The organism is Pseudomonas sp. BJa3 (assembly GCF_026343815.1).
GTDB lineage: Bacteria > Pseudomonadota > Gammaproteobacteria > Pseudomonadales > Pseudomonadaceae > Aquipseudomonas > Aquipseudomonas soli.
In genome coordinates this window covers 215,067-231,662 of sequence record NZ_JAOXMC010000001.1, presented here as the reverse complement: position 1 = coordinate 231,662, position 16,596 = coordinate 215,067, and the positions used below count along the sequence as shown (strand labels likewise).

At 61.5% G+C, this 16,596-nt stretch carries 15 protein-coding genes; all 15 read left to right on the top strand.

Annotation, left to right across the window (positions count from 1 at the left end; translation table 11 throughout):
* The first annotated feature begins 16 nt into the window (after positions 1-16).
* A complete protein-coding gene (locus OH705_RS01070) occupies positions 17-808 on the top strand; it encodes a ParA family protein (protein ID WP_023628558.1) in 792 nt (263 codons plus the stop codon).
* A 9-nt stretch (positions 809-817) separates the two neighbouring features.
* The gene (locus OH705_RS01065) at positions 818-1,690 is read left to right on the top strand and encodes a ParB/RepB/Spo0J family partition protein (RefSeq protein ID WP_023628559.1); all 873 of its coding nucleotides are present in this window, start codon (positions 818-820) and stop codon (positions 1,688-1,690) included.
* Positions 1,691-1,839: 149 nt separating this feature from the next.
* On the top strand, positions 1,840-2,247 hold the full coding sequence (locus OH705_RS01060) for a F0F1 ATP synthase subunit I (RefSeq protein ID WP_011536507.1): 408 nt from the start codon (positions 1,840-1,842) through the stop codon (positions 2,245-2,247).
* A 16-nt stretch (positions 2,248-2,263) separates the two neighbouring features.
* The gene (gene atpB / locus OH705_RS01055) at positions 2,264-3,133 is read left to right on the top strand and encodes a F0F1 ATP synthase subunit A (RefSeq protein WP_023628560.1); all 870 of its coding nucleotides are present in this window, start codon (positions 2,264-2,266) and stop codon (positions 3,131-3,133) included.
* Positions 3,134-3,277: 144 nt separating this feature from the next.
* Complete coding sequence (gene atpE, locus OH705_RS01050) at positions 3,278-3,535, top strand: F0F1 ATP synthase subunit C (protein ID WP_003097235.1); 258 nt, start codon at positions 3,278-3,280, stop codon at positions 3,533-3,535.
* 57 nt (positions 3,536-3,592) lie between these two features.
* Positions 3,593-4,063, top strand: a complete 471-nt coding sequence (locus tag OH705_RS01045) for a F0F1 ATP synthase subunit B (protein WP_023383136.1) — start codon at positions 3,593-3,595, stop codon at positions 4,061-4,063.
* Between the two features lie 12 nt (positions 4,064-4,075).
* Complete coding sequence (locus OH705_RS01040; RefSeq protein WP_023628561.1) at positions 4,076-4,612, top strand: F0F1 ATP synthase subunit delta; 537 nt, start codon at positions 4,076-4,078, stop codon at positions 4,610-4,612.
* Positions 4,613-4,633: 21 nt separating this feature from the next.
* Positions 4,634-6,178, top strand: a complete 1,545-nt coding sequence (gene atpA / locus OH705_RS01035; RefSeq protein ID WP_038707082.1) for a F0F1 ATP synthase subunit alpha — start codon at positions 4,634-4,636, stop codon at positions 6,176-6,178.
* A 48-nt stretch (positions 6,179-6,226) separates the two neighbouring features.
* A complete protein-coding gene (gene atpG / locus OH705_RS01030) occupies positions 6,227-7,087 on the top strand; it encodes a F0F1 ATP synthase subunit gamma (RefSeq protein WP_023628562.1) in 861 nt (286 codons plus the stop codon).
* A 27-nt stretch (positions 7,088-7,114) separates the two neighbouring features.
* Positions 7,115-8,491: a F0F1 ATP synthase subunit beta gene (atpD, locus tag OH705_RS01025; protein ID WP_023628563.1), complete on the top strand. Its 1,377-nt coding sequence runs from the start codon at positions 7,115-7,117 to the stop codon at positions 8,489-8,491.
* Between the two features lie 44 nt (positions 8,492-8,535).
* On the top strand, positions 8,536-8,955 hold the full coding sequence (locus OH705_RS01020) for a F0F1 ATP synthase subunit epsilon (protein WP_011536500.1): 420 nt from the start codon (positions 8,536-8,538) through the stop codon (positions 8,953-8,955).
* Positions 8,956-9,076: 121 nt separating this feature from the next.
* Positions 9,077-10,444: a bifunctional UDP-N-acetylglucosamine diphosphorylase/glucosamine-1-phosphate N-acetyltransferase GlmU gene (gene glmU, locus OH705_RS01015; protein WP_267300621.1), complete on the top strand. Its 1,368-nt coding sequence runs from the start codon at positions 9,077-9,079 to the stop codon at positions 10,442-10,444.
* 143 nt (positions 10,445-10,587) lie between these two features.
* Positions 10,588-11,355, top strand: coding sequence for a DeoR/GlpR family DNA-binding transcription regulator (locus tag OH705_RS01010; RefSeq protein ID WP_046857650.1), 768 nt, complete (start codon positions 10,588-10,590; stop codon positions 11,353-11,355).
* 12 nt (positions 11,356-11,367) lie between these two features.
* Positions 11,368-13,203 (top strand): glutamine--fructose-6-phosphate transaminase (isomerizing), encoded by a 1,836-nt coding sequence (glmS, locus tag OH705_RS01005; protein ID WP_267300620.1) that lies wholly within the window; start codon positions 11,368-11,370, stop codon positions 13,201-13,203.
* A gap of 262 nt (positions 13,204-13,465) precedes the next feature.
* Entirely contained in the window at positions 13,466-16,465 is a 3,000-nt protein-coding gene (locus OH705_RS01000; protein WP_267300618.1) for an autotransporter domain-containing protein, read from the top strand.
* Positions 16,466-16,596 lie beyond the last annotated feature (131 nt).

The window sequence follows — 16,596 nt, the reverse complement described above, 5'->3', positions numbered from 1 at the left end:
GGGAACACGAGCAACAATGGCTAAGGTATTCGCAATCGCGAACCAGAAGGGTGGTGTGGGCAAGACCACCACCTGCATCAATCTCGCCGCATCGCTGGCCGCGACCAAGCGTCGCGTGCTGCTGATCGACCTCGATCCACAGGGCAACGCGACCATGGGCAGCGGTGTGGATAAGCACGAGCTCGAGCATTCGGTGTACGACCTGCTGATCGGGGAATGCGACCTGGCCCAGGCCATGCACTACTCCGAGCACGGTGGTTACCAGCTGTTGCCGGCCAACCGCGACCTGACCGCCGCCGAAGTGGTCCTGCTGGAAATGCAGATGAAGGAGAGCCGCCTGCGCAACGCGTTGGCGCCGATCCGCGAGAACTACGACTACATCCTCATCGACTGCCCGCCGTCGCTGTCGATGCTGACGCTCAATGCGCTGGTCGCCTCCGATGGCGTGATCATCCCCATGCAGTGCGAGTACTACGCGCTGGAAGGGTTGAGCGACCTTGTGGATAACATCAAGCGCATCGCCGCCCGGTTGAATCCGGAGCTGAAGATCGAAGGCCTGTTGCGGACCATGTACGACCCGCGCCTGAGCCTGAACAACGATGTTTCGGCGCAGCTCAAGGAACACTTTGGCGAGCAGCTGTACGATACGGTGATCCCGCGCAACATCCGCCTGGCGGAGGCGCCGAGCTTCGGCATGCCGGCACTGGCCTACGACAAGCAATCCCGTGGCGCGCTGGCCTACCTGGCGTTGGCCGGGGAACTGGTTCGTCGTCAACGCCGTCCATCACGCATTGCACAAACAACTTAAGGAATCCGCATGGCCATCAAGAAACGCGGTCTCGGACGTGGGTTGGATGCACTGCTCAGTGGTCCTTCCGTCAGCGCGCTCGAAGCGCAGGCTGTCAAGATCGACCAGAAGGAACTGCAACACCTGCCGGTCGAGCTGATCCAGCGCGGCAAGTACCAGCCGCGTCGCGACATGGATCCCGAGGCGCTGGAAGAACTGGCGCACTCGATCCGCACCCATGGCGTCATGCAGCCGATCGTGGTTCGCCCGATCGGTGACAACCGCTACGAGATCATCGCCGGTGAGCGCCGCTGGCGCGCCACCCAGCAGGCTGGCCTGGATACCGTTCCGGCCATGGTCCGCGAAGTACCCGACGAAGCCGCCATTGCCATGGCGCTGATCGAGAACATCCAGCGCGAGGACCTCAACCCGCTGGAAGAGGCGCTCGCCCTGCAGCGTCTGCAGCAGGAGTTCGAACTGACCCAGCAGCAGGTGGCTGATGCCGTCGGCAAGTCGCGGGTCACCGTGGCCAACCTGTTGCGCCTGATCTCGCTGCCCGAGGCGATCAAGACCATGCTCGCCCATGGCGACCTGGAGATGGGCCACGCCCGCGCCTTGCTCGGCCTCGAGGAAGATCGACAGGAAGAAGGGGCGCGTCATGTTGTCGCACGCGGCCTCACCGTGCGCCAGACCGAGGCACTGGTGCGTCAGTGGCTCAGTGGCAAACCTGAGCCGGTCGAGGCGAGCAAACCTGATCCGGATATCACGCGTCTTGAACAGCGTCTGGCAGAGCGCCTGGGCTCGGCGGTACAAATTCGCCATGGCAACAAGGGCAAAGGCCAGTTGGTTATTCGCTACAACTCCCTTGACGAGTTGCAAGGCGTGCTTGCTCACATCCGCTGAAACAATTCCTGTTGTAGCGCGCAGTCGGAAATCACTACCCAAGAGTTGAATAGGGGTTAATCCACCCCTATACTCTGCGCGCATTTTGTCGGCACAAATTATGCCAAGTCATTGTTGACGAGGCGGTCGACTTTCGAGGAGCAGTTGTGATGGAAATCCGCACGCCAAACCGCCTGCCTTTCCATCGCTGGGCGGTTTTTCCGGTACTGCTGGCTCAATTTGTCGTACTGCTGCTGGCAACGCTGGTGTTGTGGCAGTGGAAAGGGGTAGTCAGTGGATATTCAGGCCTTTGCGGAGGTTTGATTGCCTGGCTGCCCAATGTGTATTTCGCCTGGAAGGCTTTTCGCTTCAGCGGAGCCCGGGCGGCGCAGGCCATCGTCAAGTCGTTTTACGCGGGCGAGGCAGGCAAGATGATTTTGACGGCAGTGTTGTTTGCACTGACCTTCGCAGGAGTGAAGCCATTGGCGCCGTTGGCAGTATTCGGCGTCTTCGTGCTGACCCTTTTGGTCAGCTGGTTCGCGCCCCTGCTGATGAATAAAAGACTTTCGAGACCTTAGGGCGTTTGAGGCAACCATGGCAGCAGAAACCGCTTCGGGCTATATCCAGCACCACTTGCAGAACCTGACCTACGGTCAACTACCAGACGGCAGCTGGGGCTTGGCCCATTCGGCTGCAGAAGCCAAGGCAATGGGCTTCTGGGCGTTCCACCTGGACACCCTGGGCTGGTCCGTTGCGCTGGGTCTGATCTTCCTGTTCATCTTCCGCATGGCGGCTAAAAAGGCCACTTCCGGCCAGCCTGGCGCCTTGCAGAACTTCGTAGAAGTGCTGGTGGACTTCGTCCACGGCAGCGTGAAGGATTCCTTCCACGGCCGCAGCCCGGTGATCGCCCCGCTGGCGCTGACCATCTTCGTCTGGGTATTCCTGATGAACGCCATCGACCTGGTACCGGTCGACTGGATTCCTCAACTGGCCATCCTGATCTCCGGTGATCCGCACATTCCGTTCCGCGCGGTGTCGACCACCGACCCGAACGCCACCCTGGGCATGGCCCTGAGCGTGTTCGCGCTGATCATCTTCTACAGCATCAAGGTCAAGGGCATCGGCGGCTTCATCGGCGAGCTCACCCTGCACCCGTTCGGCAGCAAGAACATCTTCGTGCAGATCCTGCTGATCCCGGTGAACTTCCTGCTCGAGTTCGTCACCCTGATCGCCAAGCCGATCTCGCTGGCGCTGCGTCTGTTCGGCAACATGTACGCCGGCGAGCTGGTGTTCATCCTGATCGCGGTGATGTTCGGCGCCGGCATCCTCTGGCTCAGCGGCCTGGGTGTGGTGCTGCAGTGGGCGTGGGCTGTGTTCCACATCCTGATCATCACCCTGCAAGCTTTCATCTTCATGATGCTGACCATCGTCTACCTGTCGATGGCTCACGAAGATAACCATTAAGACCGCCTGGCGTGTCTGATAGCCTTCCCCGCCGGTTTGGGGGGAGGGCTTAAAAAGTCCGCAAGGGCATGCTGTACCAAACGATTTGTTTTACCGCTTCAAACTAAAAACCTAACCAATACGACGTAAAAGTCGGGAGGAAAGATGGAAACTGTAGTTGGTCTGACCGCTATCGCTGTTGCTCTGCTGATCGGCCTGGGTGCTCTGGGTACCGCCATTGGTTTCGGCCTGCTGGGCGGCAAGTTCCTGGAAGGCGCTGCTCGCCAGCCAGAAATGGTTCCGATGCTGCAGGTCAAAATGTTCATCGTTGCCGGTCTGCTCGACGCCGTAACCATGATCGGTGTTGGTATCGCTCTGTTCTTCACCTTCGCGAACCCCTTCGTTGGTCAGATCGCCGGCTAATCACTCGTTCCTACGAGTTGATTGGTGTGATGGACAAAGACCGAGCGAGGTGTTGGCGTGAACATTAATGCAACCCTGATTGGCCAATCCGTTGCTTTTCTGATTTTTGTACTCTTCTGCATGAAGTACGTATGGCCTCCGGTCATCACTGCCCTGCAAGAGCGCCAAAAGAAGATTGCCGACGGTTTGGACGCTGCCAACCGCGCAGCTCGCGACCTGGAGCTGGCCCAAGAGAAAGCGGGTCAGCAACTGCGTGAAGCGAAGGCACAGGCAGCCGAAATCATTGAGCAAAGCAAGAAACGCGCTGCTCAGCTTGTCGAGGAAGCCCGTGAACAGGCTCGCGTCGAAGCTGACCGTGTGAAGGCTCAGGCTCAAGCCGAGATCGAACAGGAACTGAACAGCGTCAAAGACGCCCTGCGTGCCCAAGTGGGTGCCCTGGCTGTTGGCGGTGCTGAAAAGATCCTTGGCGCCACAATCGATCAAAACGCGCATGCGGAGCTGGTTAACAAACTGGCCGCTGAAATTTAAGCGAGGGCGATCATGGCAGAACTGACCACGTTGGCCCGACCTTACGCTAAGGCTGCCTTCGAGCATGCCCAGGCCCATCAGCAACTGGCCAATTGGTCAGCCATGCTCGGCCTGGCTGCTGCGGTGTCGCAAGACGACACCATGCAGCGCCTGCTCAAGGCCCCGCAACTGACTAGCGCAGAAAAGGCCGCCGCATTCATTGAAGTGTGCGGTGACAAGTTTGACGCCAAGGCACAGAATTTCATTCATGTTGCCGCGGAAAACGAACGTCTCCTGCTTCTGCCGGAGATTTCGACTCTGTTCGACCTGTACAAGGCCGAGCAAGAGAAGTCCGTGGACGTGGAAGTCACCAGTGCTTTTGCGTTGAACCAAGAACAGCAAGACAAACTCGCCAAGGTTCTCAGTGCACGGTTAGGCCAGGAAGTGCGCCTGCACGCGTCGGAGGATGCCAGCCTGATCGGCGGCGTCGTCATCCGCGCTGGCGACCTGGTAATCGACGGTTCGGTTCGCGGGAAAATCGCGAAACTGGCCGAAGCCTTGAAATCTTGAGTTTGAAGGGGCAGCAGAGCAATGCAGCAACTCAATCCTTCCGAAATTAGTGAAATCATCAAGGGCCGCATCGACAACCTCGATGTCGGCTCCCAAGCCCGTAACGAAGGTACCGTCGTTTCGGTTTCCGACGGCATCGTGCGGATCCACGGTCTGGCCGACGTCATGTACGGCGAAATGATCGAGTTCCCTGGCAGCGTATTCGGCATGGCCCTGAACCTGGAGCAAGACTCCGTAGGTGCAGTGATCCTGGGTGCCTATGACACCCTCGCCGAAGGCATGAGCGCCAAGTGCACCGGCCGCATCCTGGAAGTTCCGGTTGGTAAGGAACTGCTGGGTCGCGTCGTCGACGCACTGGGTAACCCGATCGACGGCAAAGGTCCTCTGGGCAACACCCAGACCGACGCGGTCGAGAAAGTAGCTCCAGGCGTGATCTGGCGTAAGTCGGTAGACCAGCCTGTACAGACTGGCTACAAGTCCGTCGACGCCATGATCCCTGTCGGCCGTGGCCAGCGTGAGCTGATCATCGGTGACCGTCAGATCGGCAAGACCGCCATGGCCATCGACGCCATCATCAACCAGAAAGACTCCGGTATTTTCTGTGTTTATGTTGCAGTCGGCCAGAAGCGTTCCACCGTTGCCAACATCGTTCGCAAGCTGGAAGAAGCCGGCGCCCTGGCCAACACCATCGTGGTCGTTGCCAGTGCTTCGGAATCCGCCGCACTGCAGTTCCTGGCGCCTTACGCCGGCTGCACCATGGGCGAGTTCTTCCGTGACCGCGGTGAAGACGCCCTGATCGTTTACGATGACCTGTCCAAGCAGGCCGTTGCCTACCGTCAGATCTCCCTGCTGCTGCGCCGTCCACCAGGACGTGAAGCGTACCCAGGCGACGTGTTCTATCTCCACTCCCGTCTGCTGGAGCGTGCATCGCGCGTTTCCGAAGAGTACGTCGAGAAGTTCACCAACGGTGCCGTAACTGGCAAGACTGGCTCGCTGACCGCTCTGCCGATCATCGAAACCCAGGCTGGCGACGTTTCCGCGTTCGTTCCGACCAACGTGATCTCGATCACCGACGGTCAGATCTTCCTGGAATCGGCCATGTTCAACGCAGGCATCCGTCCTGCCGTTAACGCCGGTGTGTCGGTATCCCGTGTTGGTGGTGCCGCCCAGACCAAGATCATCAAGAAGCTGTCCGGTGGTATCCGTACCGCCCTGGCCCAGTACCGTGAACTGGCGGCCTTCGCCCAGTTCGCTTCGGATCTGGACGAGGCTACCCGCAAGCAGCTGGAGCATGGTCAGCGCGTTACCGAGCTGATGAAGCAGAAGCAGTACGCGCCAATGTCGATCGCCGACATGGCCCTGTCGCTGTACGCCGCTGAGCGTGGTTTCCTGACCGACGTAGAAGTCTCCAAGGTTGGCAGCTTCGAGCAAGCTCTGATTGCCTACTTCAACCGTGATCACGCCGAACTGATGGCCAAGATCAACGTGAAGGGTGACTTCAACGACGAAATCGACGCTGGCATGAAAGCCGGTATCGAGAAGTTCAAGGCCACCCAGACCTGGTAAGCCGCAGCGGGGGCTCCGGCCCCCGCTTGCTAACCTGATAGGTGATACATGGCAGGCGCAAAAGAGATTCGCAGTAAGATTGCGAGCATCAAAAGCACGCAAAAAATTACCAGCGCCATGGAGAAAGTGGCGGTCAGCAAGATGCGCAAGGCACAAATGCGCATGGCTGCTAGCCGTCCTTACGCGGAGCGTATCCGCCAGGTGATCGGTCATCTGGCCAACGCCAACCCGGAATACCGCCACCCGTTCATGATCGAGCGCCCTGTAAAGCGCGCTGGTTATATCGTGGTGAGCAGTGACCGTGGTCTGTGCGGTGGCTTGAACACCAACCTGTTCAAGGCCCTGGTCAAGGACATGGGCGAAAACCGCGAACAGGGCGTTGAAATCGACCTGTGCGTGATCGGCAGCAAGGGTGCGACTTTCTTCCGCATCTTTGGCGGCAACGTCGTAGCCGCGATCAGCCACCTGGGCGAAGAGCCATCGATCAACGATCTGATCGGCTCCGTCAAAGTGATGCTGGACGCCTACCTCGACGGCCGTATCGATCGCCTCTCGGTGGTTTCGAACAAGTTCATCAACACCATGACCCAAAAACCGACGGTCGAGCAATTGGTACCGTTGGTGGCAACCCCGGATCAGGAACTCAAGCACCACTGGGACTACCTGTACGAACCCGACGCAAAAGAGCTGCTGGACGGCTTGATGGTGCGTTACGTGGAGTCGCAGGTGTACCAGGCGGTGGTCGAGAACAACGCTGCTGAACAAGCGGCCCGGATGATCGCCATGAAGAACGCCACAGACAACGCCGGTGATTTGATCAAAGAGCTTCAGTTGATCTACAACAAGGCGCGTCAGGCTGCGATCACCCAGGAGATCTCGGAAATCGTCGGCGGCGCTGCCGCGGTTTAACGGTTCAAAAATTCAGAGGATCCAGCTATGAGTAGCGGACGTATCGTTCAAATCATCGGCGCCGTCATCGACGTGGAATTCCCACGTGACGCCGTGCCGAGTGTTTACAACGCGCTGAAAGTACAAGGCGCGGAAACCACCCTGGAAGTTCAGCAGCAGCTGGGCGACGGCGTGGTTCGTACCATTGCGATGGGCTCGACCGAAGGTCTGAAGCGCGGTCTGGATGTCGTCGACACCAAGGCTGCCATCTCGGTACCTGTTGGCAAGGCAACCCTGGGCCGTATCATGGACGTCCTGGGCAACCCGATCGACGAAGCCGGCCCGATCGGCGAAGAAGAGCGTCGCGGTATCCACCAGCCAGCGCCTTCGTTCGCTGACCAGGCAGGCGGCAACGACCTGCTGGAAACCGGCATCAAGGTTATCGACCTGGTCTGCCCGTTCGCCAAGGGTGGTAAGGTTGGTCTGTTCGGTGGTGCCGGCGTCGGCAAGACCGTCAACATGATGGAACTGATCCGTAACATCGCCATGGAACACAGCGGTTACTCCGTGTTCGCTGGTGTGGGTGAGCGTACTCGTGAGGGTAACGACTTCTACCACGAGATGAAGGACTCCAACGTTCTCGACAAGGTAGCGCTGGTCTACGGTCAGATGAACGAGCCACCAGGAAACCGTCTGCGCGTAGCGCTGACCGGCCTGACCATGGCTGAGAAGTTCCGTGACGAAGGTAACGACGTTCTGCTGTTCGTCGACAACATCTATCGTTACACCCTGGCCGGTACCGAAGTATCCGCACTGCTGGGCCGTATGCCTTCGGCAGTAGGTTACCAGCCGACCCTGGCCGAAGAGATGGGCGTTCTGCAAGAGCGTATCACTTCGACCAAGGAAGGTTCGATCACCTCCGTCCAGGCCGTATACGTACCTGCGGACGACCTGACCGACCCGTCGCCAGCGACCACCTTCGCCCACTTGGACGCCACCGTCGTTCTGTCCCGTGACATCGCTTCCCTGGGTATCTACCCAGCGGTCGATCCACTGGACTCGACTTCGCGCCAGCTGGACCCGAACGTGATCGGCACCGAGCACTACGACACCGCACGTGGCGTTCAGTATGTTCTGCAGCGCTACAAAGAGCTGAAGGACATCATCGCGATCCTGGGTATGGACGAACTGTCCGAAGCCGACAAGCAACTGGTTGCCCGCGCTCGTAAGATCCAGCGCTTCCTGTCGCAGCCGTTCTTCGTGGCCGAAGTCTTCACCGGCTCGCCAGGCAAGTACGTTTCGCTCAAGGACACCATCGCTGGCTTCAGCGGCATCCTCAAAGGTGACTACGACCACCTGCCAGAACAAGCGTTCTACATGGTCGGCAGCATCGACGAAGCGATCGAGAAAGCCAAGAAACTGTAATCCCGGCGCCCCGCAAGGGGCGCTAATCAGGTTGAGGCAAGCAGATGGCTATGACAGTCCATTGCGATATCGTCAGCGCGGAAGGAGAGATCTTCTCCGGCCTGGTCGAGATGGTAGTAGCGCACGGCAACCTGGGCGATCTGGGTATCGCTCCAGGCCACGCGCCGCTGATCACCAATCTCAAGCCTGGTCCGATCACGCTGACCAAGCAAGGTGGTGATCGTGAGGTGTTCTACATCTCCGGTGGCTTCCTCGAAGTGCAGCCGAACATGGTCAAGGTTCTTGCCGACACCGTGCAGCGCGCTGCCGACCTGGACGAAGCTCAGGCTCAGGAAGCCCTCAAGGCTGCTGAGAACGCGCTGAACGCGAAAAGCTCGGACTTCGACTACGGTGCTGCTGCCGCACGTCTGGCCGAAGCTGCAGCTCAGCTGCGTACCGTCCAGCAATTGCGCAAGGGCAAGTAACCTGGCCTTGGCCGGTCACTTCCAATGCGATTGAGTTAAAGGGTAGCCTCGGCTACCCTTTTTCTTTTCTGAATTTCCCCTTTGGTCACGTCCCTGACCGCCCAGGATTGGTAGCCAGTCAATGTCCCTCGATATCGTCATTCTCGCCGCAGGCCAAGGCACCCGCATGCGCTCCGCGCTGCCCAAGGTGCTGCATCCGGTTGCCGGCAACTCCATGCTCGGCCACGTTATCCACAGCGCTCGCCAATTGCAGCCAAAAGGTATTCACGTGGTGATCGGCCACAGTGCGGAGCTGGTGCGCGAACGCCTGGCGGCCGACGATCTGAACTTCGTCATGCAGGACAAGCAACTGGGCACCGGCCATGCCGTGGCCCAGGCGTTGCCGGCGATCACCGCCGACACCGTGCTGGTGCTTTACGGCGATGTGCCGTTGATCGAGGTCGAGACCCTGCAGCGCTTGCTGGCCAAGGTCAGCGAACAACAGTTGGGCCTGCTGACCGTAACCTTGCAAGATCCGACCGGCTACGGTCGCATTGTGCGTGACGCCGCGGGCAAGGTGACCGCGATCGTCGAGCACAAGGACGCCAGCGAAGCGCAGAAGGCGATCAAGGAAGGCAACACCGGTATCCTCGCCATGCCGGCCGCACGCCTGGCCGACTGGATGGGCCGCCTGTCCAACAACAACGCCCAGGGCGAGTACTACCTCACCGACGTGATCGCCATGGCCGTGGACGATGGCCTGGTGGTCGCCACCGAACAGCCCCACGACCCGATGGAAGTGCAGGGCGCCAACGATCGCCGCCAGCTTTCGGAACTCGAGCGTCACTACCAGCTGCGCGAAGGCCGTCGCCTGATGGCCCAGGGCGTCACCCTGCGCGATCCGGCGCGCTTCGATGTACGTGGTGAAGTGACCGTCGGCCGCGATGTGCTGATCGACATCAACGTCATTCTCGAAGGCCGGGTAGTCATCGAGGACGACGTGCAGATCGGCCCGAACTGTGTGATCAAGGACAGCACCCTGCGCAAGGGCGTGGTCATCAAGGCCAACAGTCATATCGAAGGCGCGGTGATGGGCGAGGGCAGCGATGCCGGCCCGTTTGCCCGCTTGCGTCCAGGCAGCGTGCTGGAGGCCAAGGCGCATGTGGGTAACTTCGTCGAGCTGAAGAACGCCCACCTGGGCGAGGGCGCCAAGGCCGGCCACCTGACCTACCTGGGCGACGCCGAGATCGGCGCCCGCAGCAACATCGGCGCAGGCACCATCACCTGCAACTATGACGGTGCCAACAAGTTCCGCACGGTGATGGGTGAGGACGTGTTCATTGGCTCCAACAACTCCCTGGTTGCCCCTGTGGAAATCCAGGCCGGAGCCACTACCGCAGCGGGCTCGACCATTACCCAGATGGTTGAAGCGGGACAGTTGGGCGTTGCGCGTGCACGCCAGCGCAATATCGAAGGCTGGAAACGGCCGGAGAAGATCAAGAAGAGCTGAGTTATCCACAGCGCTTTTTGCACAGGGCCGGCTTATGTGAATAAGTCGGCCTTTTTGTTTGCCGGTTGATGCCCTACTTGACGAATCGATTGACTTAGGTTTTGATTGCAACACTTATCTTTCGAATCGAAACTTAAATCGACATGTCGAAACGAAATACCCCTCAACGGCGCCACAATATCCTGGCCTTGCTCAATGAGCAGGGCGAGGTCAGTGTCGACGCCTTGGCCAAGCGTTTCGAAACCTCCGAAGTGACCATCCGCAAGGATCTGCATGCCCTGGAGGCCAACGGCCTGCTGCTGCGCCGCTACGGCGGTGCGGTGACCATGCCCCAGGAGCTGCTGGGCGACACGGTCCAGCCGGTGTCCCTCTACAAGCAGGCCATTGCCCGTGCTGCGGTGGAACGCATCCGCGAACACGCGCGCATCATCATCGACAGCGGCAGCACCACGGCGGCGATGATCCCGCAGCTCGGGCGCCAGCCAGGCCTGGTGGTGATGACCAACTCGCTCAATGTGGCCCGGGCTATCAGCGAACAAGAGCATGAACCCGTGCTGCTGATGACCGGTGGTACCTGGGACCCGCACTCGGAGTCCTTCCAGGGCCAGGTGGCCGAGCAGGTACTACGCTCATACGACTTCGACCAGCTGTTCATCGGTGCCGACGGCATCGACCTGGAACGTGGCACAACGACCTTCAACGAACTGCTGGGATTGAGCCGGGTCATGGCCGAAGTGGCCCGCGAGGTGATCGTCATGGTCGAGTCGGACAAGGTCGGCCGCAAGATCCCCAACCTCGAGCTGCCCTGGGGCAGCGTGAATACCCTGATTACTGATGATCGCCTGCCCGCCGAGGCACGCGACCGGATTCAAGCCCGCGGCATCACCCTTATCTGCGCCGCTATCAGCTAGGAGCAACATCTTATGTGTGGAATCGTCGGTGCCGTTGCTGAGCGCAATATCACAGCCATTCTCATCGAAGGCCTCAAGCGTCTGGAGTACCGTGGTTATGACAGCGCCGGCTTGGCCGTCCTGACCCAGCAAGGCGCGCTCGAGCGTCGCCGCCGCATCGGCAAGGTCAGCGAACTGGAAGGCGCGGTTGCCGCCGACCCGCTGGCTGGCCAACTGGGTATCGCCCACACCCGTTGGGCCACCCATGGCGCGCCTACCGAGCACAATGCCCACCCGCACTTCTCTGGCCATGAAGTAGCGGTGGTGCACAACGGCATCATCGAGAATCACGAGGAACTGCGCGAAGAGCTCAAGGGCCTGGGCTACACCTTTGTCTCGCAGACCGACACCGAGGTGATCGTGCACCTCATCCACCATCTGCTCAAGACCATCCCCGACCTCACCGATGCGCTCAAGGCCGCGGTAAAGCGCCTGCATGGCGCCTATGGCTTGGCCGTGATCAGCGCCAGCCAGCCTGACCGTCTGGTGGCTGCCCGCAGTGGCAGCCCCCTGGTGATCGGCCTGGGCCTCGGTGAAAACTTCCTGGCCTCGGATCAACTGGCCCTGCGCCAGGTCACCGACCGTTTCATGTACCTGGAAGAGGGCGATATCGCCGAGATTCGTCGCACTCAGGTGCAGATCTGGGACCAGGCCGGCCAGCCGGTCCAGCGTGAGACGGTGCAGTATCACGAAGGTGCGGAAGCCGCCGAGAAGGGCAACTACCGCCACTTCATGCTCAAGGAGATCCACGAGCAACCCGGCGTGGTGCAGCGTACGCTGGAAGGTCGCCTGGGCAATGACCATGTGATGGTGCAGGCCTTCGGTCCCCAGGCCGCCGAGCTGTTCGGCAAAGTGCGCAATGTGCAGATCGTCGCTTGCGGTACCAGCTACCACGCCGGCATGGTCGCCCGTTACTGGCTCGAAAGCCTTGCCGGCATCCCTTGCCAGGTGGAAGTCGCCAGTGAGTTCCGCTATCGCAAGGTGGTGGTGCAGCCGGACACCCTGTTCGTCTCCATCTCGCAATCCGGCGAGACCGCCGACACCCTGGCGGCCCTGCGCTATGCCAAGGAATTGGGCTTCCTCGGCAGCCTGGCCATCTGCAACAAGGGCATCAGCTCGCTGGTGCGTGAATCCGACTTGACCCTGCTGACCCTGGCCGGGCCGGAGATCGGCGTCGCCTCGACCAAGGCCTTCACCACCCAGCTGGTCTCGCTGATGCTGCTGACCCTGGCCCTCGGCCAGGTGCGCGGTACCCTCGAGGCCGGTGTCGAAGCCGAGCTGGTGGACGAGCTGCGCCGCCTGCCGGCACGCCTGAGCGAAGCGCTGGCGATGGATGGCGTGGTCGAGAAGATCGCCGAGCTGTTCGCCGACAAGCACCACACCCTGTTCCTTGGCCGCGGTGCCCAGTACCCGGTGGCCATGGAAGGCGCGCTCAAGCTCAAGGAAATCTCCTATATCCACGCCGAAGCCTACCCGGCCGGTGAGCTCAAGCATGGTCCTCTGGCGTTGGTGGACAACGATATGCCCGTGGTGACCGTGGCTCCTAACAACGAGCTGCTGGAAAAGCTCAAGTCGAACCTGCAGGAAGTTCGCGCCCGTGGTGGTGAGCTGGTGGTCTTTGCCGACGAGCAGGCCGGCATGAGCAATGGCGAAGGCACCCATGTGATCAACGTCCCGCACATCAACGATGCGCTGGCACCGATCCTCTACACCATCCCGCTGCAACTGCTGTCCTACTACGTCGCCGTGCTCAAGGGCACCGACGTCGACCAGCCGCGCAACCTGGCCAAGTCGGTGACGGTGGAGTAACGCTACTGTTGTTGCAAAGGGAGGGCGCCGCACGGGCGCCCTCCCTTTATGCTGTCTTCCTTCCTCTCAAAGCCTCCCCCGCAACCTGTCCGAGCAGGTAAAAACGCATATTGGATATGCAGCGCTGACGCATCGCGCAATCGAGAAACGTCATATCCTTCTGCTGCTCGATGAAGCCGTGCCTTGCGGCCTAGCGATGCAGCAACACACTGGTCGACCCAGGATGGGCGATCCGACAACAAGAACAAGAGAAGTCATCGACATGGATGTGAGATGTGATCAGCTCAAGACGCTGACGGGCACGCTGTGCCTGGCGTTTGCCACCGGCCTGCCGCTGTCGGCTGCGGCGGCCTATCAGGACACTGGCCGCCTGGGCGACCCTGCCAGCTGGCGCTCGGTCGAATACCAGCAGGACTGGGGCCTGGAGCGCATGCAGGCGAGCCAGGCCTATGCCGCCGGGTTCACAGGTGCCGGGGTCAGCATCGGCGCCCTGGACTCGGGATTCGATCCCGCCCATCCCGAAGCCAGCCCCGGGCGTTTCCACGCGGTCACCGCCACCGGCCAGTACCTCGACGGTACTTCGTTCAGTGTGTCCGGGGTGCTCAATGGCGCCAACGACAGCCATGGTACCCATGTCACCGGCACCATGGGCGCGGCCCGTGATGGCGTGGGCATGCACGGCGTGGCCTTCAATGCCCAGGTATACGTGGGCAACACCAACAAGAATGACAAGTTCCTGTTTGGCACCGATCCCGATCCGCGGTATTTCAAGGCGGTCTACGACGCCCTGGTGGATGCCGGGGCGAGGGCGATCAACAACAGTTGGGGCAGCCAGCCCAAGGATGTCAGCTACCAGACCCTCGGCGACCTGCGCACGGCCTACGCCCAGCATTTCCAGCAGGCCACCTGGCTCGATGCCGCTGGCGATGTGGCGCGTCGGGGTGTGATCAATGTGTTCAGCGCCGGCAACAGCGGCTATGCCAATGCCAGCGTGCGCTCGGCGCTGCCGTACTTCCAGCCGGAACTGGAAGGCCACTGGTTAGCGGTATCGGGCCTGGACAAGAACAACCAGCAGAAATACAACCAGTGCGGCATCGCCAAATACTGGTGCCTGGCGACCCCCGGGGCGGCAATCACCAGTACCGTGCCCGGTGGCGGCTATGCCACCTACAACGGCACCTCAATGGCCGCGCCCCATGCCACCGGGGCCCTGGCCCTGGTCATGGAGCGTTATCCCTATCTGAACAACCAGCAGGCCTTGCAAGTGCTGCTGACCACTTCGCGCCAGCTCGATGGCTCGCCGACCCAGGCGCCCAGCGAGCGGGTGGGCTGGGGCGTTCCGGACCTAGGCCGGGCCTTGCATGGCCCAGGGCAGTTGTTGGGGGAGTTCAACGTCAACCTGGAGCGTGGGCAGGGCGATAGCTGGAGCAACGGCATTTCCGACCAGGCACTGGTGCAGCGTCAGGCCGAGGACGTCGCGGAACGCCAGGCCTGGCAGCAGACCCTCAAGGATCGCGGGTGGGAGCAAGGCCTGGCAGCGGGCGCCAGCCAGCAGGACCGCAGCGACTATGCCCTGGGCATGGCCCGTGACGCAGCGGCTGCGCAGCGGGTTTACCAAGGCAGCCTAGTCAAGTCCGGGGCCGGTTGGCTGGTGCTCTCGGGTGACAGCAGCTACCGCGGCCCGACCCGCGTCGATGGCGGGTTGCTGGCGGTCAACGGCAGCCTGCAATCAGCGGTGACGGTCAATGCTGGCGGTACAGTGGGCGGCAATGGTCGGGTCGGTGCCCTGATTGCCAACGCTGGGGGCGTGGTGGCCCCGGGTAACTCCATCGGTACCTTGAATGTCGCCGGTAACCTGGACTTGCAGCCGGGTTCGACCTATCAGGTGGAGCTGTCGCCCACGGCCAGTGATCGACTCGTGGTGGATGGTCAGGCCAGCGTCGCTGGCGCCAATCTCGATCTGGTGCCCCAGGCTCGGCCGAACCTGCTGGCCGGTGGCCCGGTCACCAGCCTGGTGGGGCGCCAGTTCGACATCCTGCAGGCGGCAGGCGGCGTCGATGGGCGCTTCGCCCAGGTTCAACCCGGCTACTTGTTCCTTGGGACCGTGCTCGACTATTCGGCCAACGGTGTGCAGTTGGACGTGACGCGCAGCGCCGCAACGTTCGACAGCGTCGCGGCCACGCCCAACCAGCTCGCCAGCGGCGCCGCCGTGGAGCGCCTGGGGCCGGGCAATCCGGTGTATGAAAGCCTTCTGCTCTCGACCTCGGCGGACCAGGTCCGGGACGGCCTGCGCCAGCTAGCCGGGGAGATCTATCCGGCGCTGGACTCGATGCTGCTCAGCCAGGGCTCGGTGTTGCGTGATGCCTTGGGCGAGCGTGTGCAAGGCGCCGCACTGCCAGCCAATGCGCCTGGCACGACGGCGCCCGAGACCGGCTCGACCCAGCTCTGGCTCAAAGGCCTGGGCAGTTGGGGGCGCATCGAGGGCGTGCAGGGCAGTGAGTCCTATACCAGCTCCTTGGGCGGCATGCTGCTGGGCCTGGACCGGGACTTCGACGAGCAGACCCGCGCCGGTCTGGCTGCCGGCTACAGCGACAGCTCCCTGGGCATGGGCGGCAGCCACTCCCGGGCCACGGTCGACAGCTATCACTTGGGCGCCTATGTCCGTCACGACGTCGACCAGCTGCGCTTGAGCCTGGGCGGCAGCTACAGCTGGCACCGCGCCGAAGTTCGTCGCGACCTGGCCTATGCCGAGGTGTCCGGCCGCCAGCGCGCGCGGATCGATGCCCGCAGCCAGCAGCTGTTTGCCGAGGCGGCCTATCGCCTGGCGTTGCCGGCGGTGCAGTTGGAGCCGTTCGCCAACCTGACCTACCAGCACCTGGACCGTGATGGCTTCCATGAGAAGGGCGATGCCGCAGCGTTGCAGGCGGGCGACGAGCAGCGTGATGCCTGGTTAAGCACCTTGGGCCTGCGTGGGCGCCAGCAATGGCAAGTGGGCCCGCAGCAGGACCTGCAACTGGCGGCAAGCCTGGGCTGGCAGCACCGGCTGAGCGGAACCCAGGACCGCGAGCACCTGGCCTTTGCCGACAGTGACCTGCCGTTCCGGGTGGAGACGGCGCCAGCCCTGCGCGATGCCGCGCTGGTCGGGCTCCAGGCACGGGTGGGCCTGACCCGCGACCTGGACCTGAGCCTGGACTACCAGGGGCGTCTGGCCAGTCGTGAACAACAGCATGGCGCGGGGCTCAACCTGCAATGGCGTTTCTGAGGCGTCATGGCGCCAGTTGTTGCAATACGGAGTTCGACCAACGCGGTATTCAATCCATACAACTAAGGAAGGTCGTAGTGAAGCGAGTCAGACAGGATGACAGCGCACTTGGGCAGGGCTGGGCCCTGGCG

Excerpts from the sequence above, each read along its gene's own strand:
- OH705_RS01070 (WP_023628558.1), top strand. The coding sequence starts at position 17 with ATGGCTAAGGTATTCGCAATCGCGAACCAGAAGGGTGGTGTGGGCAAG.
- OH705_RS01065 (WP_023628559.1), top strand. The coding sequence starts at position 818 with ATGGCCATCAAGAAACGCGGTCTCGGACGTGGGTTGGATGCACTGCTC.
- OH705_RS01060 (WP_011536507.1), top strand. The coding sequence starts at position 1,840 with ATGGAAATCCGCACGCCAAACCGCCTGCCTTTCCATCGCTGGGCGGTT.
- atpB (WP_023628560.1), top strand. The coding sequence starts at position 2,264 with ATGGCAGCAGAAACCGCTTCGGGCTATATCCAGCACCACTTGCAGAAC.
- atpE (WP_003097235.1), top strand. The coding sequence starts at position 3,278 with ATGGAAACTGTAGTTGGTCTGACCGCTATCGCTGTTGCTCTGCTGATC.
- OH705_RS01040 (WP_023628561.1), top strand. The coding sequence starts at position 4,076 with ATGGCAGAACTGACCACGTTGGCCCGACCTTACGCTAAGGCTGCCTTC.
- atpA (WP_038707082.1), top strand. The coding sequence starts at position 4,634 with ATGCAGCAACTCAATCCTTCCGAAATTAGTGAAATCATCAAGGGCCGC.
- atpG (WP_023628562.1), top strand. The coding sequence starts at position 6,227 with ATGGCAGGCGCAAAAGAGATTCGCAGTAAGATTGCGAGCATCAAAAGC.
- atpD (WP_023628563.1), top strand. The coding sequence starts at position 7,115 with ATGAGTAGCGGACGTATCGTTCAAATCATCGGCGCCGTCATCGACGTG.
- OH705_RS01020 (WP_011536500.1), top strand. The coding sequence starts at position 8,536 with ATGGCTATGACAGTCCATTGCGATATCGTCAGCGCGGAAGGAGAGATC.
- glmU (WP_267300621.1), top strand. The coding sequence starts at position 9,077 with ATGTCCCTCGATATCGTCATTCTCGCCGCAGGCCAAGGCACCCGCATG.
- OH705_RS01010 (WP_046857650.1), top strand. The coding sequence starts at position 10,588 with ATGTCGAAACGAAATACCCCTCAACGGCGCCACAATATCCTGGCCTTG.
- glmS (WP_267300620.1), top strand. The coding sequence starts at position 11,368 with ATGTGTGGAATCGTCGGTGCCGTTGCTGAGCGCAATATCACAGCCATT.
- OH705_RS01000 (WP_267300618.1), top strand. The coding sequence starts at position 13,466 with ATGGATGTGAGATGTGATCAGCTCAAGACGCTGACGGGCACGCTGTGC.